Raw genomic sequence first — 17,344 nt, 5'->3', positions numbered from 1 at the left:
TTTTCGGAGTCTGTGCGCCCGCTGTGAGCGCCGCGTAATTGCGCGAACACCCTATGGCGCGGAATGTCTCCCCCCTGTAATAGATCCCATATATGCGCAGCCGTTCGGAACCCGCATGTTCGTCGCACCCTCTAAGGGGTTGTCCTTCCGCCAGGGAGGACCGAAGGCGCGACGAATGGGGTTGGAATGCGCGACGACAGCCGCACGGATATGGGCAGTGGAGCGCCCACAGGCGGCCGGAACTCCCTGAGTCGCCGGGGTGCCATCGGCCTGGGAGTCGGCGCCGCGGCGGCCTTCGGCCTGACAGCCTGCGGCTCCGGTTCCGGCGATTCGGGATCGGGCGCGGACAAGGCCAAGGACGGAAACGGAAAGCCGGGCGAGCCGAGCCGCCCGGCGAAGCCGATCGGCGACGGTTCCACGGCATTCACCGGCAAACAGCCGAACCAGCCCGAGAAGCCGCGCCCCCTGGAGCCGGGCGAGACGCCCCCGCAGTTCGTCGTGTTCTCCTGGGACGGCGCCGGCGAAGTCGGCAACGGCCTGTTCCCGCGCTTCCTGAAGCTCGCGAAGGAACACGACGCGCGGATGACGTTCTTCCTCTCCGGGCTCTATCTGCTCCCCGAATCCAAGAAGCGGCTCTACCGGCCGCCGAACAACGGCGTCGGCGCCTCCGACATCGGCTACCTCACCGACGGCCACATCAAGGACACGCTGAAGTACGTGCGCCAGGCCTGGCTGGAGGGCCACGAGATAGGCACGCACTTCAACGGCCACTTCTGCGCCGGCACCGGCTCCGTCGCGAACTGGACGTCCGCCCAGTGGCAGTCCGAGATCGACCAGGCCAAGTCCTTCGTGACGAAGTGGCGTACGAACACCGGCTGGGACGACCTGCCGCCGCTGCCCTTCGACTACGAGAAGGAACTCATCGGCGGCCGCACCCCCTGCCTGCTCGGCCAGGACAACCTGCTGCCCACCGCCAAGAAGCTCGGCTGGCGCTACGACGCCTCCTCGCCGGGCGGCCGGCAGAAGTGGCCCGACAAGAAGATGGGCATCTGGGACCTGCCGCTGCAGGCCGTGCCCTTCCCCGGCCACTCCTTCGAGGTCCTCTCGATGGACTACAACATCCTGGCCAACCAGTCGAAGAACTCCACGAAGGCCCCGCCGGCCAACTACCCGGGCTGGCGCAAGCAGGCCACCGAGGCCTACCTCGCGGGCTTCAAGCGCGCCTACGAGTCCAACCGCGCCCCCTTCTTCATCGGCAACCACTTCGAGGAGTGGAACGGCGGCATCTACATGGACGCCGTCGAGGACGCCCTCAAGGGCATGGCCGGGAAGAAGGACGTACGCCTGGTGTCCTTCCGGCAGTTCGTGGACTGGCTCGACGTGCAGAAGCCCGAGGTCCTCGCCAAGCTGCGCGGCCTGGAGGTCGGACAGCAGCCGGCCGGCGGCTGGAAGAGCTACCTCGCGGGCTCTTCGTCCGGCAACCGCACGGACGCCGAGAAGGACACGGGCAACGCGGCCTGAACTCGCCCGGAAAGCCCGTCTGAAATGGGACTTTCCGCTACTGCGGGGGGCGTCGAAGATCCCCGGAACGGGCATGCGAAACTTTTCACATGAGTGCCGCCTGCCGCGCCCCCCGCAGCCCGAACCGCAGCCTCCGCCCCAGCGTGGGCAGTCGTCGCCGCCGCGCGACACTGCTGGCGGCGGGCGCCGCGGCGGCCGCACTGACCCTGTCGGCGTGCGGCTCGGGCGGCACCTCCGGCGGCTCCGGCAAGACGAACTTCCTCACCAGCAAGGACGGCATCTCCACCGCCAAGAAGGGTGACCGGCACGACGCGCCGGACATCGACGGCGAGACGCTCGACGGCAAGCAGCTGAGCATCGACGACTACAAGGGCAAGGTCGTCGTCCTCAACGTCTGGGGCTCCTGGTGCCCGCCCTGCCGGGCCGAGGCGCCGAACTTTGTGAAGGTCGCGGCCGACACCAAGGACGACGTGCAGTTCGTCGGCATCAACGCCCGCGACCCGGAGAAGGGCCCGGCGATCTCCTTCGAGAAGGACTACAAGGTCACCTACCCGAGTCTGTACGACCCGATGGGCAAGCTGATGCTGCGCTTCCCCAAGGGCACGCTGAACCCGCAGTTCATCCCGTCGACCATCGTCATCGACCGGGACGGCAAGATCGCGGCGCGCTCCCAGCAGCCCCTCAACGAGGAGAAGCTGCGCAAGATGGTCGACCCCCTGATCGCGGAGAAGTGAGCGCCTTGTCCGCCTCCGCCTCCCTCATGACCCTCGCCGCCCAGCCCGGCGAGATGAACCAGACGGTCTACAGCGGCACCCTCGCGCTCGCCCTGCCGATCGCGCTGCTCGGCGGCCTCATCTCGTTCTTCTCCCCGTGCGTGCTGCCGCTCGTGCCCGGCTACCTGAGTTACGTGACCGGCGTCAGCGGCACCGACCTCGCCGAGGCCCGGCGCGGGCGGATGGCGGCGGGCGCCGGGCTCTTCGTGCTCGGCTTCACCGCCGTCTTCGTCTCCACCGGCGCGCTCTTCGGCTACTTCGGGCAGAACCTGCAGGACTACCAGAGCACCATCAACAAGGTGCTCGGCGTCCTGATGGTCGCGCTCGGCCTGTTCTTCATGGGCCTGATGCCGTGGCTGTCGCAGCGCGAGTTCCGCTTCCACAAGAAGCCCGCGACCGGGCTCGTCGGGGCGCCGCTGATCGGCGCGCTGTTCGCGGTCGGCTGGGCGCCGTGCGTGGGGCCGACGCTCGCCTCCGTCAACGCGCTGGCCATCGACCAGGCGACCGCCGGACGCGGGGCCATACTGAACGTCGCGTACTGTCTGGGACTCGGACTGCCGTTCATCTTCGCCGCGGTCGCCTTCCGCAAGGCGCTCGGCGCCTTCGGCTGGGTCAAGCGCCACTATGTCTGGGTGATGCGCGTCGGCGGCGTGATGATGATCGTGACCGGCCTGCTGATGCTGACCGGCGTGTGGGACGGCATCGTGCAGGAGATGCAAGTCTGGTCCAGGGGCTTCACGGTGGGGATCTGATCCATGAGCAACACCAAGACCGACGCGAAGAACGCAGCGGCCGCGGCCGACGCGCCCGGCACCAAGGACGCCACCGGCGCCACCGGCGCCCGGGACGAGTTCGGTGCCGCGGGCGCGCAGCTCTCCACCGCCCCCCTCGACGACGCCGCGTCCGCCCCGTCCGGGCCCAACATGCCCGCGCTCGGCGTCATCGGCTGGATCCGCTGGTTCTGGCGGCAGCTCACCTCGATGCGGGTCGCGCTCCTGCTGCTCCTGCTGCTGTCCCTCGGCTCGATCCCGGGCTCGCTGATCCCGCAGGAGAACCCCGACGCGCTGAAGGTCGAGGACTTCAAGGCAGCCCACACCACGCTCGGGCCGCTCTACGACAAGCTCGGCCTCTTCCACGTCTACAGCTCGGTGTGGTTCTCCGCGATCTACATCCTGCTGTTCGTCTCGCTCATCGGCTGCATCGTGCCGCGCACCTGGCAGTTCGTCGGCCAGCTCCGCGGCCGCCCGCCGGCCGCGCCCAAGCGGCTCACCCGGCTGCCCGCGTACACGACGTGGCGCACCGAGGCCACGCCCGACGAGGTGCACGAGACCGCGCGCCGGCTGCTGAAGCAGCGGCGCTTCCGCTCGCACCTGGTGGGCGGGTCCGTCGCCGCGGAGAAGGGCTATCTGCGCGAGGCCGGGAACCTGATCTTCCATGTCGCGCTGATCGTGATGCTGGTCGCCTTCGCCGCCGGACAGCTCTTCAAGTCCGAGGGCGGCAAGCTGATCATGGAGGGCGACGGCTTCTCCAACACCCTCACGCAGTACGACGACTTCAAGTCCGGCAGCCTCTTCGACACCGAGAACCTCGCGCCGTTCAGCTTCAAGCTGGACCGCTTCGAGGGCTCGTACGAGATGTCGGGCCCCGAGCGCGGCACCGCCCGCACCTACAAGGCCCACGTCACCTACAGCGAAGGCGCCCACGGCCCGGAGAAGAAGAAGGCCATCGAGGTCAACGAGCCGCTGGAGGTCGACGGCTCGAAGGTCTACCTGATCGGCCACGGCTACGCGCCCACCGTCACCGTCCGCGACGGCAAGGGCAAGGTCGTCCAGCGGGTGTCCGTGCCGCTGCTGCCCATCGACTCCATGGGCACGGCCACCGGCGCCATCAAGATCCTCGACGGCTACCGGAACAAGGACGGCAAGAAGGAGCAGCTCGGCTTCAACGCCTTCTTCGTGCCGACGTTCGCCGGTGAGGGCAACGGCCAGATGTTCTCCCAGTTCCCGGCGCCCTTCAATCCGCGGCTCGCGCTGTCGGCGTACCACGGCAGCCTCGGTGTGGACTCCGGTGTTCCGCAGAACGTGTACCAGCTGGACACGCGGAAGATGGAGAAGTTCAAGGACGCCAAGGGCGAGCTGCTGAAGAAGCGGCTGAAGATCGGCGAGACCATGAAGCTGCCGAACGGCGCCGGCTCGATCACCTTCGAGAAGGAGCTCAAGCAGTGGGCGAGCTTCCAGATCTCGCAGGAGCCCGGCAGCAAGTGGGCGCTCGGCGGCGCGATCGCCGCGATCGCGGGCCTCGCCGGATCGCTGTTCATCCAGCGCCGCCGCGTGTGGGTCCGGGCCACGGCGGGCGCCGACGGCGTCACCGTCGTGGAGATGGCGGGCCTCGGCCGCAGCGAGTCCGCGAAGGTCCCCGAGGAGCTCGGGGTCCTGGCCGCCGCCCTCCACGAAACCGCACCGAGCGCGCCGGACGCGGACCCGGACGCTGCCCCTGAGGCAGGGTCCGAGGCCGACACGGCCGCCGAGTCGTCCGACGCCGATACGGCCGCCGAGTCGACCAAGGCTGATACGGCCGACGCGGACGCCGACGCCAAGACCCCGTCCGACTCCGACCCCACCCCCGATGTTGTTCCTGCCGAAGGGGCTGAGCAGTGACTCTCGCCACCACCCTCGCCGCCGAGCCGAATGAGAACCTCGCACACATCAGCAATGTGCTGATCTACTCCGCGATGGCCGTGTATCTGCTGGCCTTCTTCGCGCTCATGGCGGAGTGGCTGTTCGGCAGCCGCAGCAAGGTCGCTCGCACCGCCGCCGCGCTCACCGCGCAGGCCGCGGACGACGCCGCCGAGCCCGCCGCCAAGGCGGCTGTTTCCGCCGGCCCCGCCGTCACCGTCCGGGCCAAGGGTGGCACGGCCACCCTGGAGCGCCCGAAGACGGCGGCGAAGGCGGCCGGCTCCGGGGCGCCGAAGGTCGTCACGCGCTCCGCCGCGGGCAGCCGCGACGTGCCGGACGGTCCCGGCGCCGCCGGGGGCGACGAGCAGGGCGACCTCTACGGCCGCATCGCCGTCTCCCTCATCGGGCTCGGCTTCCTCGTCGAGGCCGCCGGTGTCCTCACCCGCGCCCTGTCGGTGCAGCGCGCGCCGTGGGGCAACATGTACGAGTTCAACATCACCTTCTCCACGGTCGCCGTCGGCGTCTTCCTGACGCTGCTCGCCCTGAAGAAGAACGTCCGCTGGATCGGCCTGCCGCTGATCACCACGGTCCTGCTCGACCTCGGCCTCGCGGTCACCGTCCTGTACACCGACTCCGACCAGCTGGTCCCGGCGCTGCACTCGTACTGGCTGTGGATCCACGTCTCCACGGCGATCTTCTGCGGCGCCGCGTTCTACGTGGGCGCGGTCTCCACGACCGCGTACCTGTTCAAGGACAGCTACGAGGCCAAGCTCCAGCGCGGCGAGACGCCCGGCCGCTTCGCGACCTCCGTGATGGAGCGGCTGCCCGCGTCGGCCTCGCTCGACAAGTTCACGTACCGCATGAACGCCGCGATCTTCCCGCTGTGGACGTTCACGATCATCGCGGGAGCGATCTGGGCGGGCGACGCGTGGGGCCGCTACTGGGGCTGGGACCCCAAGGAGGTCTGGTCGTTCATCACGTGGGTGGCGTACGCCTGCTATCTGCACGCCCGCGCCACGGCAGGATGGAAGGGCCGCAAGGCCGCCTACCTGGCCCTGATCGCCTTCGGCTGCTGGCTGTTCAACTACTACGGCGTCAACATCTTCGTGAGCGGCAAGCACTCGTACGCCGGGGTCTGAGCACCCTCGGCACGGCCTGAGGCCGGTTCCTGTGACACGGGTCACGGGAACCGGCCTTCGTCGTACGGACAGTCAACAGGGCGTGGACACGAATCTGGGGGAACCAGGGGAACCGGGGGAACTGCAGGAGCGCCGTGAGCGCCAACAGGCCCTGCGCGTACGGATACGGGAAGGGGACGCCGACGCCTTCGGCGAGGTCTTCGACGCCTACGCGCGCTCCGTCTACAACCACGCCTACCGCCTGACGGGGGACTGGTCGACGGCCGAGGAGGTCGTCTCGCTGACGTTCCTGGAGGCGTGGCGGCTGCGGAAGCGCCTGGACGTGGCGGGGGGTTCGGTGCGGCCGTGGCTGCTCGGGATCGCCACCAACGTGACGCGCAACCAGCGCCGCGCCACGCGCAGACACACGGCCGCCGTCGCCCGGCTGCCGCGCGACGAGGTCGTCGCCGACTTCGCCGAGGAAGTCGCGGGGCGCGTCGACGACGCGGAGCAACTCGCCCTCGTACAAGCCGCGTTGACGAAGCTGCGGCGTGCGGAGCGGGAGGTGCTCGCGCTGTGCGTGTGGTCGGGGCTCAGCTACGAGGCGGCGGCTGCGGCGCTCGGGACGCCGGTGGGGACGGTGCGTTCGCGGCTCTCCCGGGCCCGTACAAAACTCGCGAAAGCGATGGAACCGCCCCCGGGGCGCGGACAGGTGAGAGGTGACCGCACGACAGCGGTCAGGCCCATCCAGGAGGGAAACCGATGACGTCCGAAGCCGACTCCGACTTCCCGTCTCCGAGCGAGCGGGACCTCCCGCCGGGCCGTCACCTTCTGCTCAAGGAGCACCTGATGACCGAGATCCGGCAGTCCCAGGACCAGACCCGGGCCGAGACCCCCGGGGCCCCTGCCACGGCGCGGCGGCGGAAGCCGTGGCTGCGGCCCGCGCTCGTCGCGGGTGCGGTGGCCGCGTCCGTCGCGGCGGGGCTGTTCGTCGCCTCGCCGTTCGGCGGCGACTCCGCCGAGGCCGCGCCGTCGAAGGAGACGGTGGCCATGCTGAAGGAGATCGCGGCGGCCGCGAAGCGCTCGCCCGCACCCAAGGACGTGCGGGACGACCAGTTCACCTACATCAAGAGCAAGGTCAGCTACAGCTCCGACGAAGGGCCCGAGCCCCTGCACCAGCGGGAGATCTGGCTCTCCGTGGACGGCAGGCACACGAGCCTGTTGCACGAGCCCGCGAACGGCCACAAGAACACGCGCATGAAGCCGGAGCTGCCCCTGTTCGTGACCGACAGCAACTACCGCAACCTGGAGAAGCTGCCGACCGACCCGGTCAACATGCTCGACTGGCTGAACAAGGTGGCCGACGAGGAGAACAACGGCAAGCCGTTCGTGGCCGTCGGCGACCTCACCCGCGAGGCCCTGATGCCACCGGAGCAGGCCGCTGCCCTCTACCTCGCCGCGGCGAAGATCCCCGGCGTGGAGCTGGTGGACGACGCGGTGGACGCGGCGGGGCGGCACGGGGTGGCCATCGCCTGGGAGGACGACGGTGAGCGCGAGGAGCTGATCTTCGACAAGCGGACCAAGGCGTATCTGGGCGAGCGCACCGTCATGACCGAGGACAAGCCGTACGCCAAGAAGGGCGAGGTGGTCGCCAGGACCGCCGTCCTGGAGCGCAAGATCGTCGACAAGGCGGGCGAACGCCCCTAGCGGCTCCCTTCCGGGTACGTGACCTGGGGCACCGGGTGCGTGAGGCTGGGCCCATGAGCGATGCCAGGGACATCATCGAGTGGGGGACGAGCCGGACCGAGGGGGACACGCACACGCTCCACTGGGTGCTGCGGCTGCCGCACCCGGTGGAGGAGGTGTGGGCGGCGGTGGCCACCCCGGAGGGACTGCCGGGGTGGCTCGCCGCCGCCGACGTGCTGGAGCCGCGCCTCGGCGGAGCCGTGACGCTGCGCTGGCTCACTGTGCCTGCTCAGGGGGCTCCGCCCCCGGGTCCGGATCCCGCCCTCGCCGTGCACTCCGGCCGCGTCACCGCGTGGGACCCGGACGTCGTCGCGGAGTACACCATCGACCTGCACGGGCGGTGCCGGTTCCACCTGGAGCCCGCGGGTGCGCGGCGGACGGTGCTGCGCTTCACCAACGAGCTGGTCAGCGACGACTCGTTCCGGCGCGACTGCCTCGCCGGGTGGCACAACCACTTCGAGTTCCTGGTGGACGCGCTCGACGGCCGGCCCAAGGACTGGTCGACGTGGAGCCTGGACCGGTGGAACGAACTGCGGCGCCAGTACGACTAGTTCGCGTAGTTCTAGTTCGCGTAGTTCGCGCCCGCAGGGCCGGGTGCTACCGGCTCACGCGCAGCAGCAGCTTGCCCGTCGTCGTGCGGCCGCCCATCAGCTCGTGGGCCTTCGCGGCCTCCTCCAGGGCGAATTCGGCGGTGACGGGCAGCGTCACCGTGCCGTCGGCCACCGTACGGAAGGCGCGCTCGGCGACCTCGCGCAGCACCTCGGGGGCCGTCTGCGCCAGGGTGAGGATCGAGAAGCCGGTCACGGAGCGCGCGCCCGGGAACAGCTCGGCCTGCCCGACCCGCCACGGCTCGGCGGAGCTCGCGTTGCCGAAGGAGACGAGGCGGCCGAAGACGGCGAGCGCCTCCAGGCTCGCGCGGAAGGTGTCGCCGCCGACCGGGTCGAGGGCGAGGTCGACGCCCCGGCCGCCGGTGGCCGCGCGCGCCGCCGCCGCGAAGCCGTCGCCGACGAACACCTCGTCGTAGCCGTACTTCCGCGCGTACTCCGCCTTCGCCGCGCTCGACACCACGCCGAACACCCTGGCCCCGGCCGCCTTCGCCAACTGCCCTGCCACGGTGCCGATTCCGCCTGCCGCGCCCTGCACCAGGACGGTCTCGCCCGCGCGCAGCCGCCCCGCCTCGTGCAGCAGGGCGTGGGCCGTGGGCAGGACGGTGGGAAGCGTTGCGGCGGTGCGCGCGTCCACGCCGGCCGGGAGCGGGAAGGTGGTCACGGCCTCGGCGAGCGCCACCTCGGCGTAGGCGCCGCCCGCCGTCAGCGCGGCCACCTCCTGGCCGACGCGCAGCCCCTCGACGCCCGCGCCCACCGCGCGGATCCGGCCGGAGACCTCGAGGCCGGGCGTGAACGGAAGCCCCGGCACGCGGTAGCCCTCGGCGCGGGCCTTGAGGTCGGCGAAGTTCACGCCTGTGTACGCGACGTCGACGGTGACCTGGCCGGGGCCCGGCTCGGGGGCGTCGGTCTCGACCGGCTTCAGGACGTCGGGGCCGCCGAATTCGTGGAGCTGGACTGCGCGCATGGCTGTCTCCCGGTGCTTGGCGTGTGCTTGGCGTGTGCTTGGTGTACGTGGTGCGTGCTTGGCGTGCATGGTGTTCGATCCGCGTTGAACACTCAGGACTGTATGGTTTTCATCGAACACTCTGCAAGTGCTGCGGGAGGCGGACGCATGGTGAAGGGGGCGAGTCATCGCGCGGCGCCGGTGCACGCGCGGCTCGAGGACGTCACCGTCCAGGAGGCGCTCGCGGCGCTGGCCGACCCCGTACGGCTCACGCTGGTACGGGAGTTGGCGGCTTCCGCGGACTGGACGCGGTCCTGCGGCAGCTTCGACGTGCCTGTGGGCAAGCCCGCGCTCAGCCACCACTTCGCGGCGCTGCGGGCGGCCGGGCTCGTCGAGCAGCGCGACGAGGGCGCGCGGCGCGTGAACCGGCTGCGGCGCGAGGAGTTCGACTCGCGCTTTCCGGGGCTGCTCGATCTGGTGCTGCGGGACTAGCTGGTGCTGCGGGACTGCCCCAGGGACTAGTCCAGGGACTGGTCCACCGAGATCGCGTCCAACTGCGCCCGCAGGTAGGCGTGCGAGTCCGTGCCGCGTACGTCCGTGCCCGGGTCGCACTCGTAGAAGTACACGAGCGACATCAGCTCCTCGGCGGGCGCGTCCGCCGGTGGCGGGAGCACGCGGTGGCGGCCCGAGCGCCAGCGGCCGCCCGTCCAACGGGCCATCAGGTCCCCGATGTTGATGGTGAACGCGTCCGGGTCGTACGGCGCGTCCTGCCAGCCGTCGGCGTCCGTGAACACCTGGAGCCCGCCGCGGCCCGCCTGCCGGTCCAGGACGGTGACCGTGCCGAAGTCCGTGTGCGCGCCGATGCGGAACTGGCCCGGCTCGGGCTCGCCGAGCACGTCCCTGGCCGGATACCAGTTGATGTTGAAGCCCCAGGTGGGGTGGCGGGTGTGCCGGGTGAAGTGGTCCTCGGGTTCGCCCAGGACGACGGCGAGCAGTTCGAGGAGCTGGTCGGACAGCGTCCGCATCTGCGCCAGGTACGTCTGTACGTGGCCGCGCAGCGCCGGGACTTCCCTGGGCCAGGTGTTGGGCGCGAACCACTCCGCGTCGACGGCCGCGTCGCCGGTCGGCTCGTCGGCGGCGAAGGAGAAGGACTCCTTGAGGTCGGGCGGGGAGGGGGCGCCTTCGGCGTACGCGTTCGCCTCGGCGCCCGGGCCGAGCCAGCCGCGGCCGCCGACCTTCACTGCGTACGCCTCTTTGGCGGCGGGTGGGAGCAGGAAGAAGGCGCGGGCCTCGCGCCGGATGGCCGCCCGTAGGGCGGGGTCCACACCGTGGCCGGTGACCAGCATGAACCCGGCTGTGCGCAGGCCGTTGTCCACGGCGGAAGCGATCCGGCCGCGGGCCTCCGGGGCACCGGAGAACCAGCTGCGCAGGTCGACGCTGGGGATCGTCATGTGTTCATGGTGCCCTCGTGGGACGCCCCAGTCCCGCCCCTTTCCCGTAACCAGGGGCTGCCGCCCCTGGACCCCGCCGATCGCCGCTTCGCGGCTCGTCCTCAATCGCCGGACGGGCTAAATACTTGCCGGGGCGGGGCGGCAGCCCCAGGAACGGGTGGGTGGGATGAGCCCGCAGGGCTGGAAGGGCGGGTGGGTGGGGGAAAAAGCCCGCCCGGCGTTTGAGGGCGAGGCGCGGAGCGCCGATGAAGCGGGGGGAGCGGGGGCGGCAGCCCCCATAGTGGGGGCCGCGGTCAGGGCTCGTCGCGCGGGTCGCGGTCCTTCTCCAGGCCCTTGAGGAAGTCGGGGTTGTCGTCGGGGGCGACCCAGCCACCCCGACGGCGACCACTCGCCCCCGCCCCGCCGGCCGCAGGCCGTTTCTTGCCGGTGACGAACCACGCGATCGGCCCGAGCAGCACCTCACCGAAGAGCAGCACGATGATGACCCACGCCACCTTGGGCAGGTGCCGGACTTCCTTCTCCGGTGTGTTCAGGACATCGATGAAGGCGTAGATCCACACGGCCAGGACCAGCAGGAACGGCAGATACCTGAGCATGCGCTGGAGTTCCCCCAAGGAGCGGAGTACGGGCGCCGGGCGCACCCGGTGACGGGGCCAGGGTAGCCGGTGCCCGATACTTGACCGCATGGCTTATGACGATCTCCGCTCTCTGCTCCGGGCCCTGGAGCGCGAGGGCGATCTCAAGCGCATCAAGGCCGAGGTCGACCCGTATCTGGAGGTCGGCGAGATCGTCGACCGCGTACAGAAGGCCGGCGGTCCGGCGCTGCTGTTCGAGAACGTCAAGGGCAGCGCGATGCCACTCGCGATGAACGTGTTCGGCACGGACCGGCGGCTGCTCAAGGCCCTCGGCCTGAAGTCGTACGGCGAGATCAGCGAGAAGATCGGCGGGCTGTTGAAGCCCGAGCTGCCGCACGGGTTCGTCGGCGTGCGCGAGGCCTTCGGGAAGCTCGGCGCGATGACGCACGTACCGCCGAAGAAGGTCAAGGACGCCCCCGTGCAGGAGGTCGTGCTGCGCGGCGACGACGTGGACCTGGACCAGCTGCCCGCCCTGTTCACCTGGCCCAAGGACGGCGGGTCCTTCTTCAATCTGGGGCTCACGCACACCAAGGACCCGGAGAGCGGTGTCCGCAACCTCGGGCTCTACCGGCTCCAGCGCCACGACAAGCGCACCATCGGCATGCACTGGCAGATCCACAAGGACAGCCGGAACCACTACCAGGTGGCGGCGCGGCGCGGCGAGAAGCTGCCCGTCGCGATCGCCTTCGGGTGCCCGCCCGCCGTGACGTACGCGTCCACCGCGCCGCTTCCCGGTGACATCGACGAGTACTTCCTCGCGGGCTTCCTGCAGGGCAAGCGGATCGAGATGGTCGACTGCAAGACGGTGCCGTTGCAGGTGCCCGCGCAGGCGGAGGTCGTGATCGAGGGGTGGCTGGAGCCCGGCGAGATGCTGCCCGAGGGGCCCTTCGGCGACCACACCGGTTTCTACACGCCGCAGGAGCCCTTCCCCGCGCTGACCATCGACTGCGTGACGATGCGGAAGCGGCCGCTGCTCCAGTCGATCGTCGTGGGGCGGCCGCCGACGGAGGACGGTCCGCTGGGCCGGGCCACGGAGCGGTTCTTCCTGCCGCTGCTGAAGGTCATCGTGCCGGACATCGTGGACTACCACCTGCCCGAGGCGGGCGGCTTCCACAACTGCGCGATCGTCGCGATCGACAAGAAGTACCCGAAACACGCGCAGAAGGTCATGCATGCCATCTGGGGCGCGCACATGATGTCCCTGACCAAGCTGATCGTGGTCGTGGACTCCGACTGCGACGTGCACGATCTGCACGAGGTCGCGTGGCGCGCGCTCGGCAACACCGACTACGCCCGCGACCTGTCCGTCGTCGAGGGGCCCGTCGACCACCTCGACCACGCCTCGTACCAGCAGTTCTGGGGCGGCAAGGCGGGCATCGACGCGACGAAGAAGTGGCCCGAGGAGGGCTACACCCGGGACGGCGGCTGGCCCGACATGGTCGAGTCCGACCCGGACACGGCGGCGAAAGTCGACCGCCGCTGGAGGGAGTACGGCCTGTGAGTTCCGCGTCCGCCGCACTGCCGCAGCAGCCCGGCCGCACCAAGGCGTTCCTGCGCCTGGTCATGATCGAGCACTCGGTCTTCGCGCTGCCCTTCGCCTACATCGCCGCGCTGACCGCGATGTTCCAGTGGGACAGGAACATCCACTGGGGCCGGCTGCTGCTCGTCACCATCTGCATGGTCGGTCTGCGTACGTTCGCCATGGCCGCGAACCGGATCATCGACCGTGAGATCGACGCCCGAAACCCCAGGACCGCGCACCGCGAACTGGTCACGGGTGCCGTCAGCGTGAAGTCCGCCTGGACCGGCGCGCTCATCGCGGTCGTCGTGTTCCTGGGCTCCGCCGCGCTGCTCAACCCGCTGTGCCTGGCGCTCGCGCCGGTCGCCGTGATCCCGATGGTGGTCTATCCGTACGGCAAGCGGTTCACCAACTTCCCGCAGGCGATCCTGGGCCTCGCGCAGGCCATCGGGCCGGTCGGCGCCTGGCTCGCGATCACCGGCGAGTGGTCGTGGACGGCGGTGATCCTCGGGCTCGCGGTGGGCGTGTGGATCGGCGGCTTCGACCTGATCTACGCCTGCCAGGACGTGGAGACCGACCGGGAGGTCGGCGTGCTCTCGGTGCCCGCGCGGTTCGGGATCCCGGCCGCCATTTGGGGCGCGCGTGCCTGCCACCTGATGGCCACGGCGCTGTTCGTCTGGTACGCCCTGGTCACCGACGCGGGCGCGTTCTTCTGGCTCGGCCTGGTCGTCGTCGCGGGTGCCTTCCTGTACGAGCACTCGATTGTGCGGCCGCACGACCTGTCCCGGCTGAACCGCGCCTTCTTCCAGGTCAACGGATTCATCGGGATCGCACTCTTCGGCTGCGCCCTGCTCGACCTGCTCGTCCGCGGCCTCACGGTCTGAGGCGCGGGGGCGAGGGTGTGCCGCCATGGATAGGCTTCACAGCGTGAACGCAGGAGACACGCAGCGTAGGCCTTGGATCGTGGGGGTGTCCGGCGCTTCCGGTACGCCCTATGCCGCCTCGGTGCTGCGAGGGCTGCTCGCGGCCGGGGAGAGCGTCGACCTGGTGGTGTCGCGGGCCTCGCGGCTGACGCTGCTCGACGAGACGGGCATCGCGTTCCGGGACGCGCACTGGCGGGAGGACCTGGCCGCATGGCTGGGGCGCGGGGCGGACGGGAAGCCGGGGACGTTCCGCGTCGCCGCGGACGGCCTGGACGACGTGCGGTACTGGGCGGCCGGGGATCTGGCCGCGGGGCCGTCGTCGGGGTCGTATGCCACGAAGGGGATGCTGATCGTGCCGGCGTCCACGGCGTGTGTGGCCGGCGTCGCGCTCGGGCTTTCGAAGGATCTGCTGCAGCGCTCGGCGAGCGTGACGCTCAAGGAGGGCCGGCGGCTCGCCGTCTGCGTACGGGAGACGCCGCTGACCGGGCAGACGCTGAAGCACCTGGTGAGCCTGGACGAGGCGGGCGCGATGGTGCTGCCCGCCTCTCCGGCGTTCTACGCGGGGGCGACGCACATCCAGGACCTGGTGGACTTCGTCGCGGGGCGGGTGCTGGACGCGGCGGGGGTGCCGCACGAGCTGTACCGCCGGTGGAAGGGGGAGCTCGGAAGCTCCCGTGAGGGTTAGCGCTTCTTCGCGGCGCGCTGCTTCTTGCCCTTGCGCGCGGCGGTGGCGGACTGGTGGGCACGCGAGCGGTTGGCCAGATCCTGCAGCTCGCGCATACGGGCGTAGGCCATCTCGATCGTGTACACGGGGAACACTCCTGAAGGATTCGAAGGATCGTCGTTGATCGGCTGAGATTCCGAAAGATTCGCAGGGTTTCGACCCTGCTATGCCTTAGATTCTACACGTAGACTCGCGAGAACGCTAAATAATGAAAGGCTCAGACCTATGGACGCCGTGGACAGGCAGCTCATCCAGGCTCTGCGCGAGAACGGCCGCGCCTCCTACGCCGAGCTCGGGCGCCTCGTCGGCCTCTCCGGCCCCAGCGTCACCGACCGCATCAACCGCCTGGAGGCGGCCGGTGTGATCACCGGCTACCGCGCGACGGTCGACTCCGCCTCGCTCGGCCTCGGCGTCACCGCGCTGGTCGGCATCTCCCTGTCCGACGCCGCCGACCACGAGGACGTGGCGCGGCGGCTGCGGGACCTGCACGAGATCGAGGACTGCTGGTTCATCGCGGGCGACGACTCGTACATGCTCAAGGTGCGGGTGTCCGACGTGGACGGCCTGGAGAAGACGATCCGCAGACTCAGCGGCACGAAGGGGGTCTCCCGGACGCGGACGACGATCGTGCTCTCCACGAAGTGGGAGAACCGGGTCGGGGAACTGCCGGAAGAGGCGTAGGCGTACGGTTGGTCGGGTCTGTCGCAGGTCGTCGGAGAGATAGAGGTACGGCAATGGACGCAGGGCTCAAGCGCGATCTTGAGGAGAAGGTTCGCGCCGGTGAGCGGCTGTCCCGCGAGGACGGCATCGCGCTGTACGAGTCCGACGACCTGGCCTGGCTCGGCGGCCTCGCCCACGAGGTGCGCATGCGCAAGAACGGCGACGTCGTGCACTTCAACGTCAACCGTCACCTGAACATGACGAACGTGTGCACCGCCTCCTGCGCGTACTGCTCCTTCCAGCGCAAGCCGGGGGAGAAGGACGCGTACACGATGCGCATCGAGGAGGCGGTGAAGCTCGCCAAGGCGATGGAGGGCGAGAACCTCACCGAGCTGCACATCGTCAACGGCCTGCACCCGAACCTGCCGTGGCGCTACTACCCGCGCTCCCTGCGCGAGCTGAAGGCCGCGCTGCCGGACGTCTCGCTCAAGGCCTTCACGGCCACCGAGATCCACCACTTCGAGACGATCTCGGGGATGAGCGCGAGCGAGATCCTGGACGAGCTGATCGACGCGGGCCTGGAGTCGCTGACCGGCGGCGGCGCGGAGATCTTCGACTGGGAGGTCCGGCAGCACATCGTGGACCACCGGACCCACTGGGAGGACTGGTCCCGGATCCACCGGCTCGCCCACGAGAAGGGCCTGAAGACTCCCTCCACGATGCTGTACGGCCACATCGAGGAGCGGCGGCACCGCGTCGACCACGTGCTGCGGCTGCGTGAACTCCAGGACGAGACCGGCGGTTTCCAGGTCTTCATCCCGCTCCGCTACCAGCACGACTTCGTCGACATGAAGGACGGCAAGGTCCGCAACCGGCTGCAGGCGCGCACGAAGATGGCGTCCGGCGCCGAGGCCCTGAAGACCTTCGCCGTCTCCCGGCTGCTCTTCGACAACGTGCCGCACGTCAAGGTCTTCTGGGTCATGCACGGCGTCGCGACCGCGCAGCTGGCGCTGCAGCACGGGGCCGACGACATGGACGGGTCCGTCGTCGAGTACAAGATCACTCACGACGCGGACAATTTCGGCACCCCCAACAAGCTCGGCCGCGACGACCTCCTCGACCTCATCCGCGAGGCGGGCTTCCGCCCCGTGGAGCGCAACACCCGCTACGAGGTGATCCGGGAGTACCCGGGCCCCGACTGCGCCCTTCGGGAATCGCCGCAGCCGATGAGGTTCTGATCGCCGCGGGGGCTGCAACCGTTTCCGCCGCTCCGCGGCGGGTCTCCCACCCGCCCACCCGTGACTGTCGGACCAGTCGCACCGATGAAGGGGTGGGTGGGCGGGGAGAGGCTGCACCCCCCTCCTTCCCGGTGAGGGAGCCGTGCTTCACTGGGAGGGCTCGTCCAGTCCGGGTGCTGCCGGGCTATTTCGGAACGGAAGAGTGGATTGACATGCTCCGTTACACGCTGATGCGCCTCGGGATCTTCGCGGGCTGCTTCTTGGTCGTCTGGGGCCTCGTCTACTCCGGCGTCGTACCCCGCGGCCTCGGCGGCTCCAACCTCCTCTGGGTAGCCATGCTCTCCCTGGTGATCTCGGCCCCGATCAGCTTCGTCGTACTGCGCAAGGAGCGCGACCGCGCCTCGGAGAAGGTCGTGGCGAAGGTCGACAACGTCAAGGCCAGCCTGGAGCGCAACCGCACGCAGGAAGACATCGCCGACGACGCGGCGCGCACCGCGCAGTCGTAAGGTTCGTCACACACGCAGAACACACGCAGAAACCCCGGTACCGGAGCATGTCGCTCCGGTACCGGGGTTTCGCCGTTCCTGAGACCCTGAGGGCTGCTCCTACCTCAAACAAGACCTTTGATGTTCTCAAAGTTCAAGTGTTAACGTGTTCGACATGAAGACAGCAGCCGCACCCCGCATCGCCATGAGCGTTCCGCTCGTGGCGCGGCTGCACGTCGATCTCTGCCGCTGCGTGTCCGCGGCCTGTTGCCGCGTCTGAATCACCGAACAGACCCACTGCAGCGGTGCCCGCCGACCCTTCGCG

The 17,344-nt window shown here is 69.8% G+C and carries 19 protein-coding genes; 15 read left to right on the top strand and 4 right to left on the bottom strand.

Annotation, left to right across the window (positions count from 1 at the left end; translation table 11 throughout):
- Positions 1-186 precede the first annotated feature (186 nt).
- The 8 genes from AC0KTA_RS16090 to AC0KTA_RS16055 all read left to right on the top strand — a co-directional run bounded on the left by AC0KTA_RS16090 (position 187) and on the right by AC0KTA_RS16055 (position 8,384).
- Positions 187-1,521 carry a polysaccharide deacetylase family protein gene (locus tag AC0KTA_RS16090; protein WP_481055804.1) on the top strand — a complete coding sequence of 445 codons (1,335 nt, stop codon included), beginning with the start codon at positions 187-189 and terminating at the stop codon, positions 1,519-1,521.
- Between the two features lie 89 nt (positions 1,522-1,610).
- Positions 1,611-2,255, top strand: coding sequence for a TlpA family protein disulfide reductase (locus tag AC0KTA_RS16085; RefSeq protein ID WP_481055803.1), 645 nt, complete (start codon positions 1,611-1,613; stop codon positions 2,253-2,255).
- 26 nt (positions 2,256-2,281) lie between these two features.
- Entirely contained in the window at positions 2,282-3,046 is a 765-nt protein-coding gene (locus tag AC0KTA_RS16080; RefSeq protein ID WP_481056442.1) for a cytochrome c biogenesis CcdA family protein, read from the top strand.
- Between the two features lie 3 nt (positions 3,047-3,049).
- Positions 3,050-4,951 carry a cytochrome c biogenesis protein ResB gene (resB, locus tag AC0KTA_RS16075; RefSeq protein ID WP_481055802.1) on the top strand — a complete coding sequence of 634 codons (1,902 nt, stop codon included), beginning with the start codon at positions 3,050-3,052 and terminating at the stop codon, positions 4,949-4,951.
- Complete coding sequence (gene ccsB, locus AC0KTA_RS16070; protein ID WP_481055801.1) at positions 4,948-6,108, top strand: c-type cytochrome biogenesis protein CcsB; 1,161 nt, start codon at positions 4,948-4,950, stop codon at positions 6,106-6,108. The genes resB and ccsB overlap by 4 nt, the downstream gene beginning before the upstream one ends.
- Before the next feature lie 151 nt (positions 6,109-6,259).
- A complete protein-coding gene (locus AC0KTA_RS16065; protein ID WP_481056441.1) occupies positions 6,260-6,853 on the top strand; it encodes an RNA polymerase sigma factor in 594 nt (197 codons plus the stop codon).
- Entirely contained in the window at positions 6,850-7,794 is a 945-nt protein-coding gene (locus AC0KTA_RS16060) for a CU044_5270 family protein (RefSeq protein WP_481055800.1), read from the top strand. The genes AC0KTA_RS16065 and AC0KTA_RS16060 overlap by 4 nt, the downstream gene beginning before the upstream one ends.
- A gap of 53 nt (positions 7,795-7,847) precedes the next feature.
- Positions 7,848-8,384 (top strand): SRPBCC domain-containing protein, encoded by a 537-nt coding sequence (locus AC0KTA_RS16055; protein WP_481055799.1) that lies wholly within the window; start codon positions 7,848-7,850, stop codon positions 8,382-8,384.
- Positions 8,385-8,430: 46 nt separating this feature from the next.
- On the opposite strand, the gene AC0KTA_RS16050 is transcribed toward AC0KTA_RS16055, so the two are convergent.
- Positions 8,431-9,405 carry a quinone oxidoreductase family protein gene (locus AC0KTA_RS16050; protein WP_481055798.1) on the bottom strand — a complete coding sequence of 325 codons (975 nt, stop codon included), beginning with the start codon at positions 9,403-9,405 and terminating at the stop codon, positions 8,431-8,433.
- A 147-nt stretch (positions 9,406-9,552) separates the two neighbouring features.
- Between AC0KTA_RS16050 and AC0KTA_RS16045 the strand changes: the two genes are divergently transcribed.
- Entirely contained in the window at positions 9,553-9,876 is a 324-nt protein-coding gene (locus AC0KTA_RS16045) for an ArsR/SmtB family transcription factor (protein WP_481055797.1), read from the top strand.
- Positions 9,877-9,902: 26 nt separating this feature from the next.
- On the opposite strand, the gene AC0KTA_RS16040 is transcribed toward AC0KTA_RS16045, so the two are convergent.
- Together AC0KTA_RS16040 and AC0KTA_RS16035 are read right to left on the bottom strand one after the other, a co-directional pair.
- Positions 9,903-10,835: an isopenicillin N synthase family dioxygenase gene (locus AC0KTA_RS16040; protein ID WP_481055796.1), complete on the bottom strand. Its 933-nt coding sequence runs from the start codon at positions 10,833-10,835 to the stop codon at positions 9,903-9,905.
- A gap of 293 nt (positions 10,836-11,128) precedes the next feature.
- Positions 11,129-11,431, bottom strand: coding sequence for a PLD nuclease N-terminal domain-containing protein (locus AC0KTA_RS16035; protein WP_481055795.1), 303 nt, complete (start codon positions 11,429-11,431; stop codon positions 11,129-11,131).
- Positions 11,432-11,519: 88 nt separating this feature from the next.
- On the opposite strand from AC0KTA_RS16035, the gene AC0KTA_RS16030 reads away from it, so the two are divergent.
- From AC0KTA_RS16030 to AC0KTA_RS16020, 3 genes are read left to right on the top strand one after another with little or no spacing between them, the layout of a single operon-like run.
- Positions 11,520-12,971, top strand: a complete 1,452-nt coding sequence (locus AC0KTA_RS16030; protein ID WP_481055794.1) for a menaquinone biosynthesis decarboxylase — start codon at positions 11,520-11,522, stop codon at positions 12,969-12,971.
- Positions 12,968-13,873 (top strand): menaquinone biosynthesis prenyltransferase MqnP, encoded by a 906-nt coding sequence (mqnP, locus tag AC0KTA_RS16025; protein WP_481055793.1) that lies wholly within the window; start codon positions 12,968-12,970, stop codon positions 13,871-13,873. The genes AC0KTA_RS16030 and mqnP overlap by 4 nt, the downstream gene beginning before the upstream one ends.
- Positions 13,874-13,916: 43 nt before the next feature.
- On the top strand, positions 13,917-14,597 hold the full coding sequence (locus tag AC0KTA_RS16020; RefSeq protein ID WP_481055792.1) for a UbiX family flavin prenyltransferase: 681 nt from the start codon (positions 13,917-13,919) through the stop codon (positions 14,595-14,597).
- Here AC0KTA_RS16020 and AC0KTA_RS16015 read toward each other — a convergent pair.
- Complete coding sequence (locus tag AC0KTA_RS16015; RefSeq protein ID WP_481056746.1) at positions 14,594-14,722, bottom strand: hypothetical protein; 129 nt, start codon at positions 14,720-14,722, stop codon at positions 14,594-14,596. The genes AC0KTA_RS16020 and AC0KTA_RS16015 overlap by 4 nt on opposite strands.
- A gap of 139 nt (positions 14,723-14,861) precedes the next feature.
- On the opposite strand from AC0KTA_RS16015, the gene AC0KTA_RS16010 reads away from it, so the two are divergent.
- From AC0KTA_RS16010 to AC0KTA_RS16000, 3 genes are all read left to right on the top strand, one after another.
- Positions 14,862-15,317 carry an Lrp/AsnC family transcriptional regulator gene (locus AC0KTA_RS16010; RefSeq protein WP_481055791.1) on the top strand — a complete coding sequence of 152 codons (456 nt, stop codon included), beginning with the start codon at positions 14,862-14,864 and terminating at the stop codon, positions 15,315-15,317.
- Between the two features lie 53 nt (positions 15,318-15,370).
- Positions 15,371-16,534, top strand: a complete 1,164-nt coding sequence (gene mqnE, locus AC0KTA_RS16005; protein ID WP_481055790.1) for an aminofutalosine synthase MqnE — start codon at positions 15,371-15,373, stop codon at positions 16,532-16,534.
- A 212-nt stretch (positions 16,535-16,746) separates the two neighbouring features.
- Entirely contained in the window at positions 16,747-17,040 is a 294-nt protein-coding gene (locus AC0KTA_RS16000) for a DUF4229 domain-containing protein (protein ID WP_481055789.1), read from the top strand.
- The last annotated feature ends 304 nt before the right edge of the window (positions 17,041-17,344 follow it).

The sequence above is a fragment of the Streptomyces sp. Y309 genome (assembly GCF_056712025.1).
The sequence above is the reverse complement of the archived record's forward strand: the minus strand, read 5'-3'. Positions and strand labels throughout refer to the sequence as shown.

Excerpts from the sequence above, each read along its gene's own strand:
- AC0KTA_RS16055 (WP_481055799.1), top strand. The coding sequence starts at position 7,848 with ATGAGCGATGCCAGGGACATCATCGAGTGGGGGACGAGCCGGACCGAG.
- AC0KTA_RS16090 (WP_481055804.1), top strand. The coding sequence starts at position 187 with ATGCGCGACGACAGCCGCACGGATATGGGCAGTGGAGCGCCCACAGGC.
- AC0KTA_RS16050 (WP_481055798.1), bottom strand. The coding sequence starts at position 9,405 with ATGCGCGCAGTCCAGCTCCACGAATTCGGCGGCCCCGACGTCCTGAAG.
- mqnE (WP_481055790.1), top strand. The coding sequence starts at position 15,371 with ATGGACGCAGGGCTCAAGCGCGATCTTGAGGAGAAGGTTCGCGCCGGT.
- AC0KTA_RS16010 (WP_481055791.1), top strand. The coding sequence starts at position 14,862 with ATGGACGCCGTGGACAGGCAGCTCATCCAGGCTCTGCGCGAGAACGGC.
- AC0KTA_RS16000 (WP_481055789.1), top strand. The coding sequence starts at position 16,747 with ATGCTCCGTTACACGCTGATGCGCCTCGGGATCTTCGCGGGCTGCTTC.
- AC0KTA_RS16080 (WP_481056442.1), top strand. The coding sequence starts at position 2,282 with ATGACCCTCGCCGCCCAGCCCGGCGAGATGAACCAGACGGTCTACAGC.
- AC0KTA_RS16045 (WP_481055797.1), top strand. The coding sequence starts at position 9,553 with ATGGTGAAGGGGGCGAGTCATCGCGCGGCGCCGGTGCACGCGCGGCTC.
- AC0KTA_RS16040 (WP_481055796.1), bottom strand. The coding sequence starts at position 10,835 with ATGACGATCCCCAGCGTCGACCTGCGCAGCTGGTTCTCCGGTGCCCCG.
- AC0KTA_RS16035 (WP_481055795.1), bottom strand. The coding sequence starts at position 11,431 with ATGCTCAGGTATCTGCCGTTCCTGCTGGTCCTGGCCGTGTGGATCTAC.
- AC0KTA_RS16085 (WP_481055803.1), top strand. The coding sequence starts at position 1,611 with ATGAGTGCCGCCTGCCGCGCCCCCCGCAGCCCGAACCGCAGCCTCCGC.
- AC0KTA_RS16060 (WP_481055800.1), top strand. The coding sequence starts at position 6,850 with ATGACGTCCGAAGCCGACTCCGACTTCCCGTCTCCGAGCGAGCGGGAC.
- AC0KTA_RS16030 (WP_481055794.1), top strand. The coding sequence starts at position 11,520 with ATGGCTTATGACGATCTCCGCTCTCTGCTCCGGGCCCTGGAGCGCGAG.
- resB (WP_481055802.1), top strand. The coding sequence starts at position 3,050 with ATGAGCAACACCAAGACCGACGCGAAGAACGCAGCGGCCGCGGCCGAC.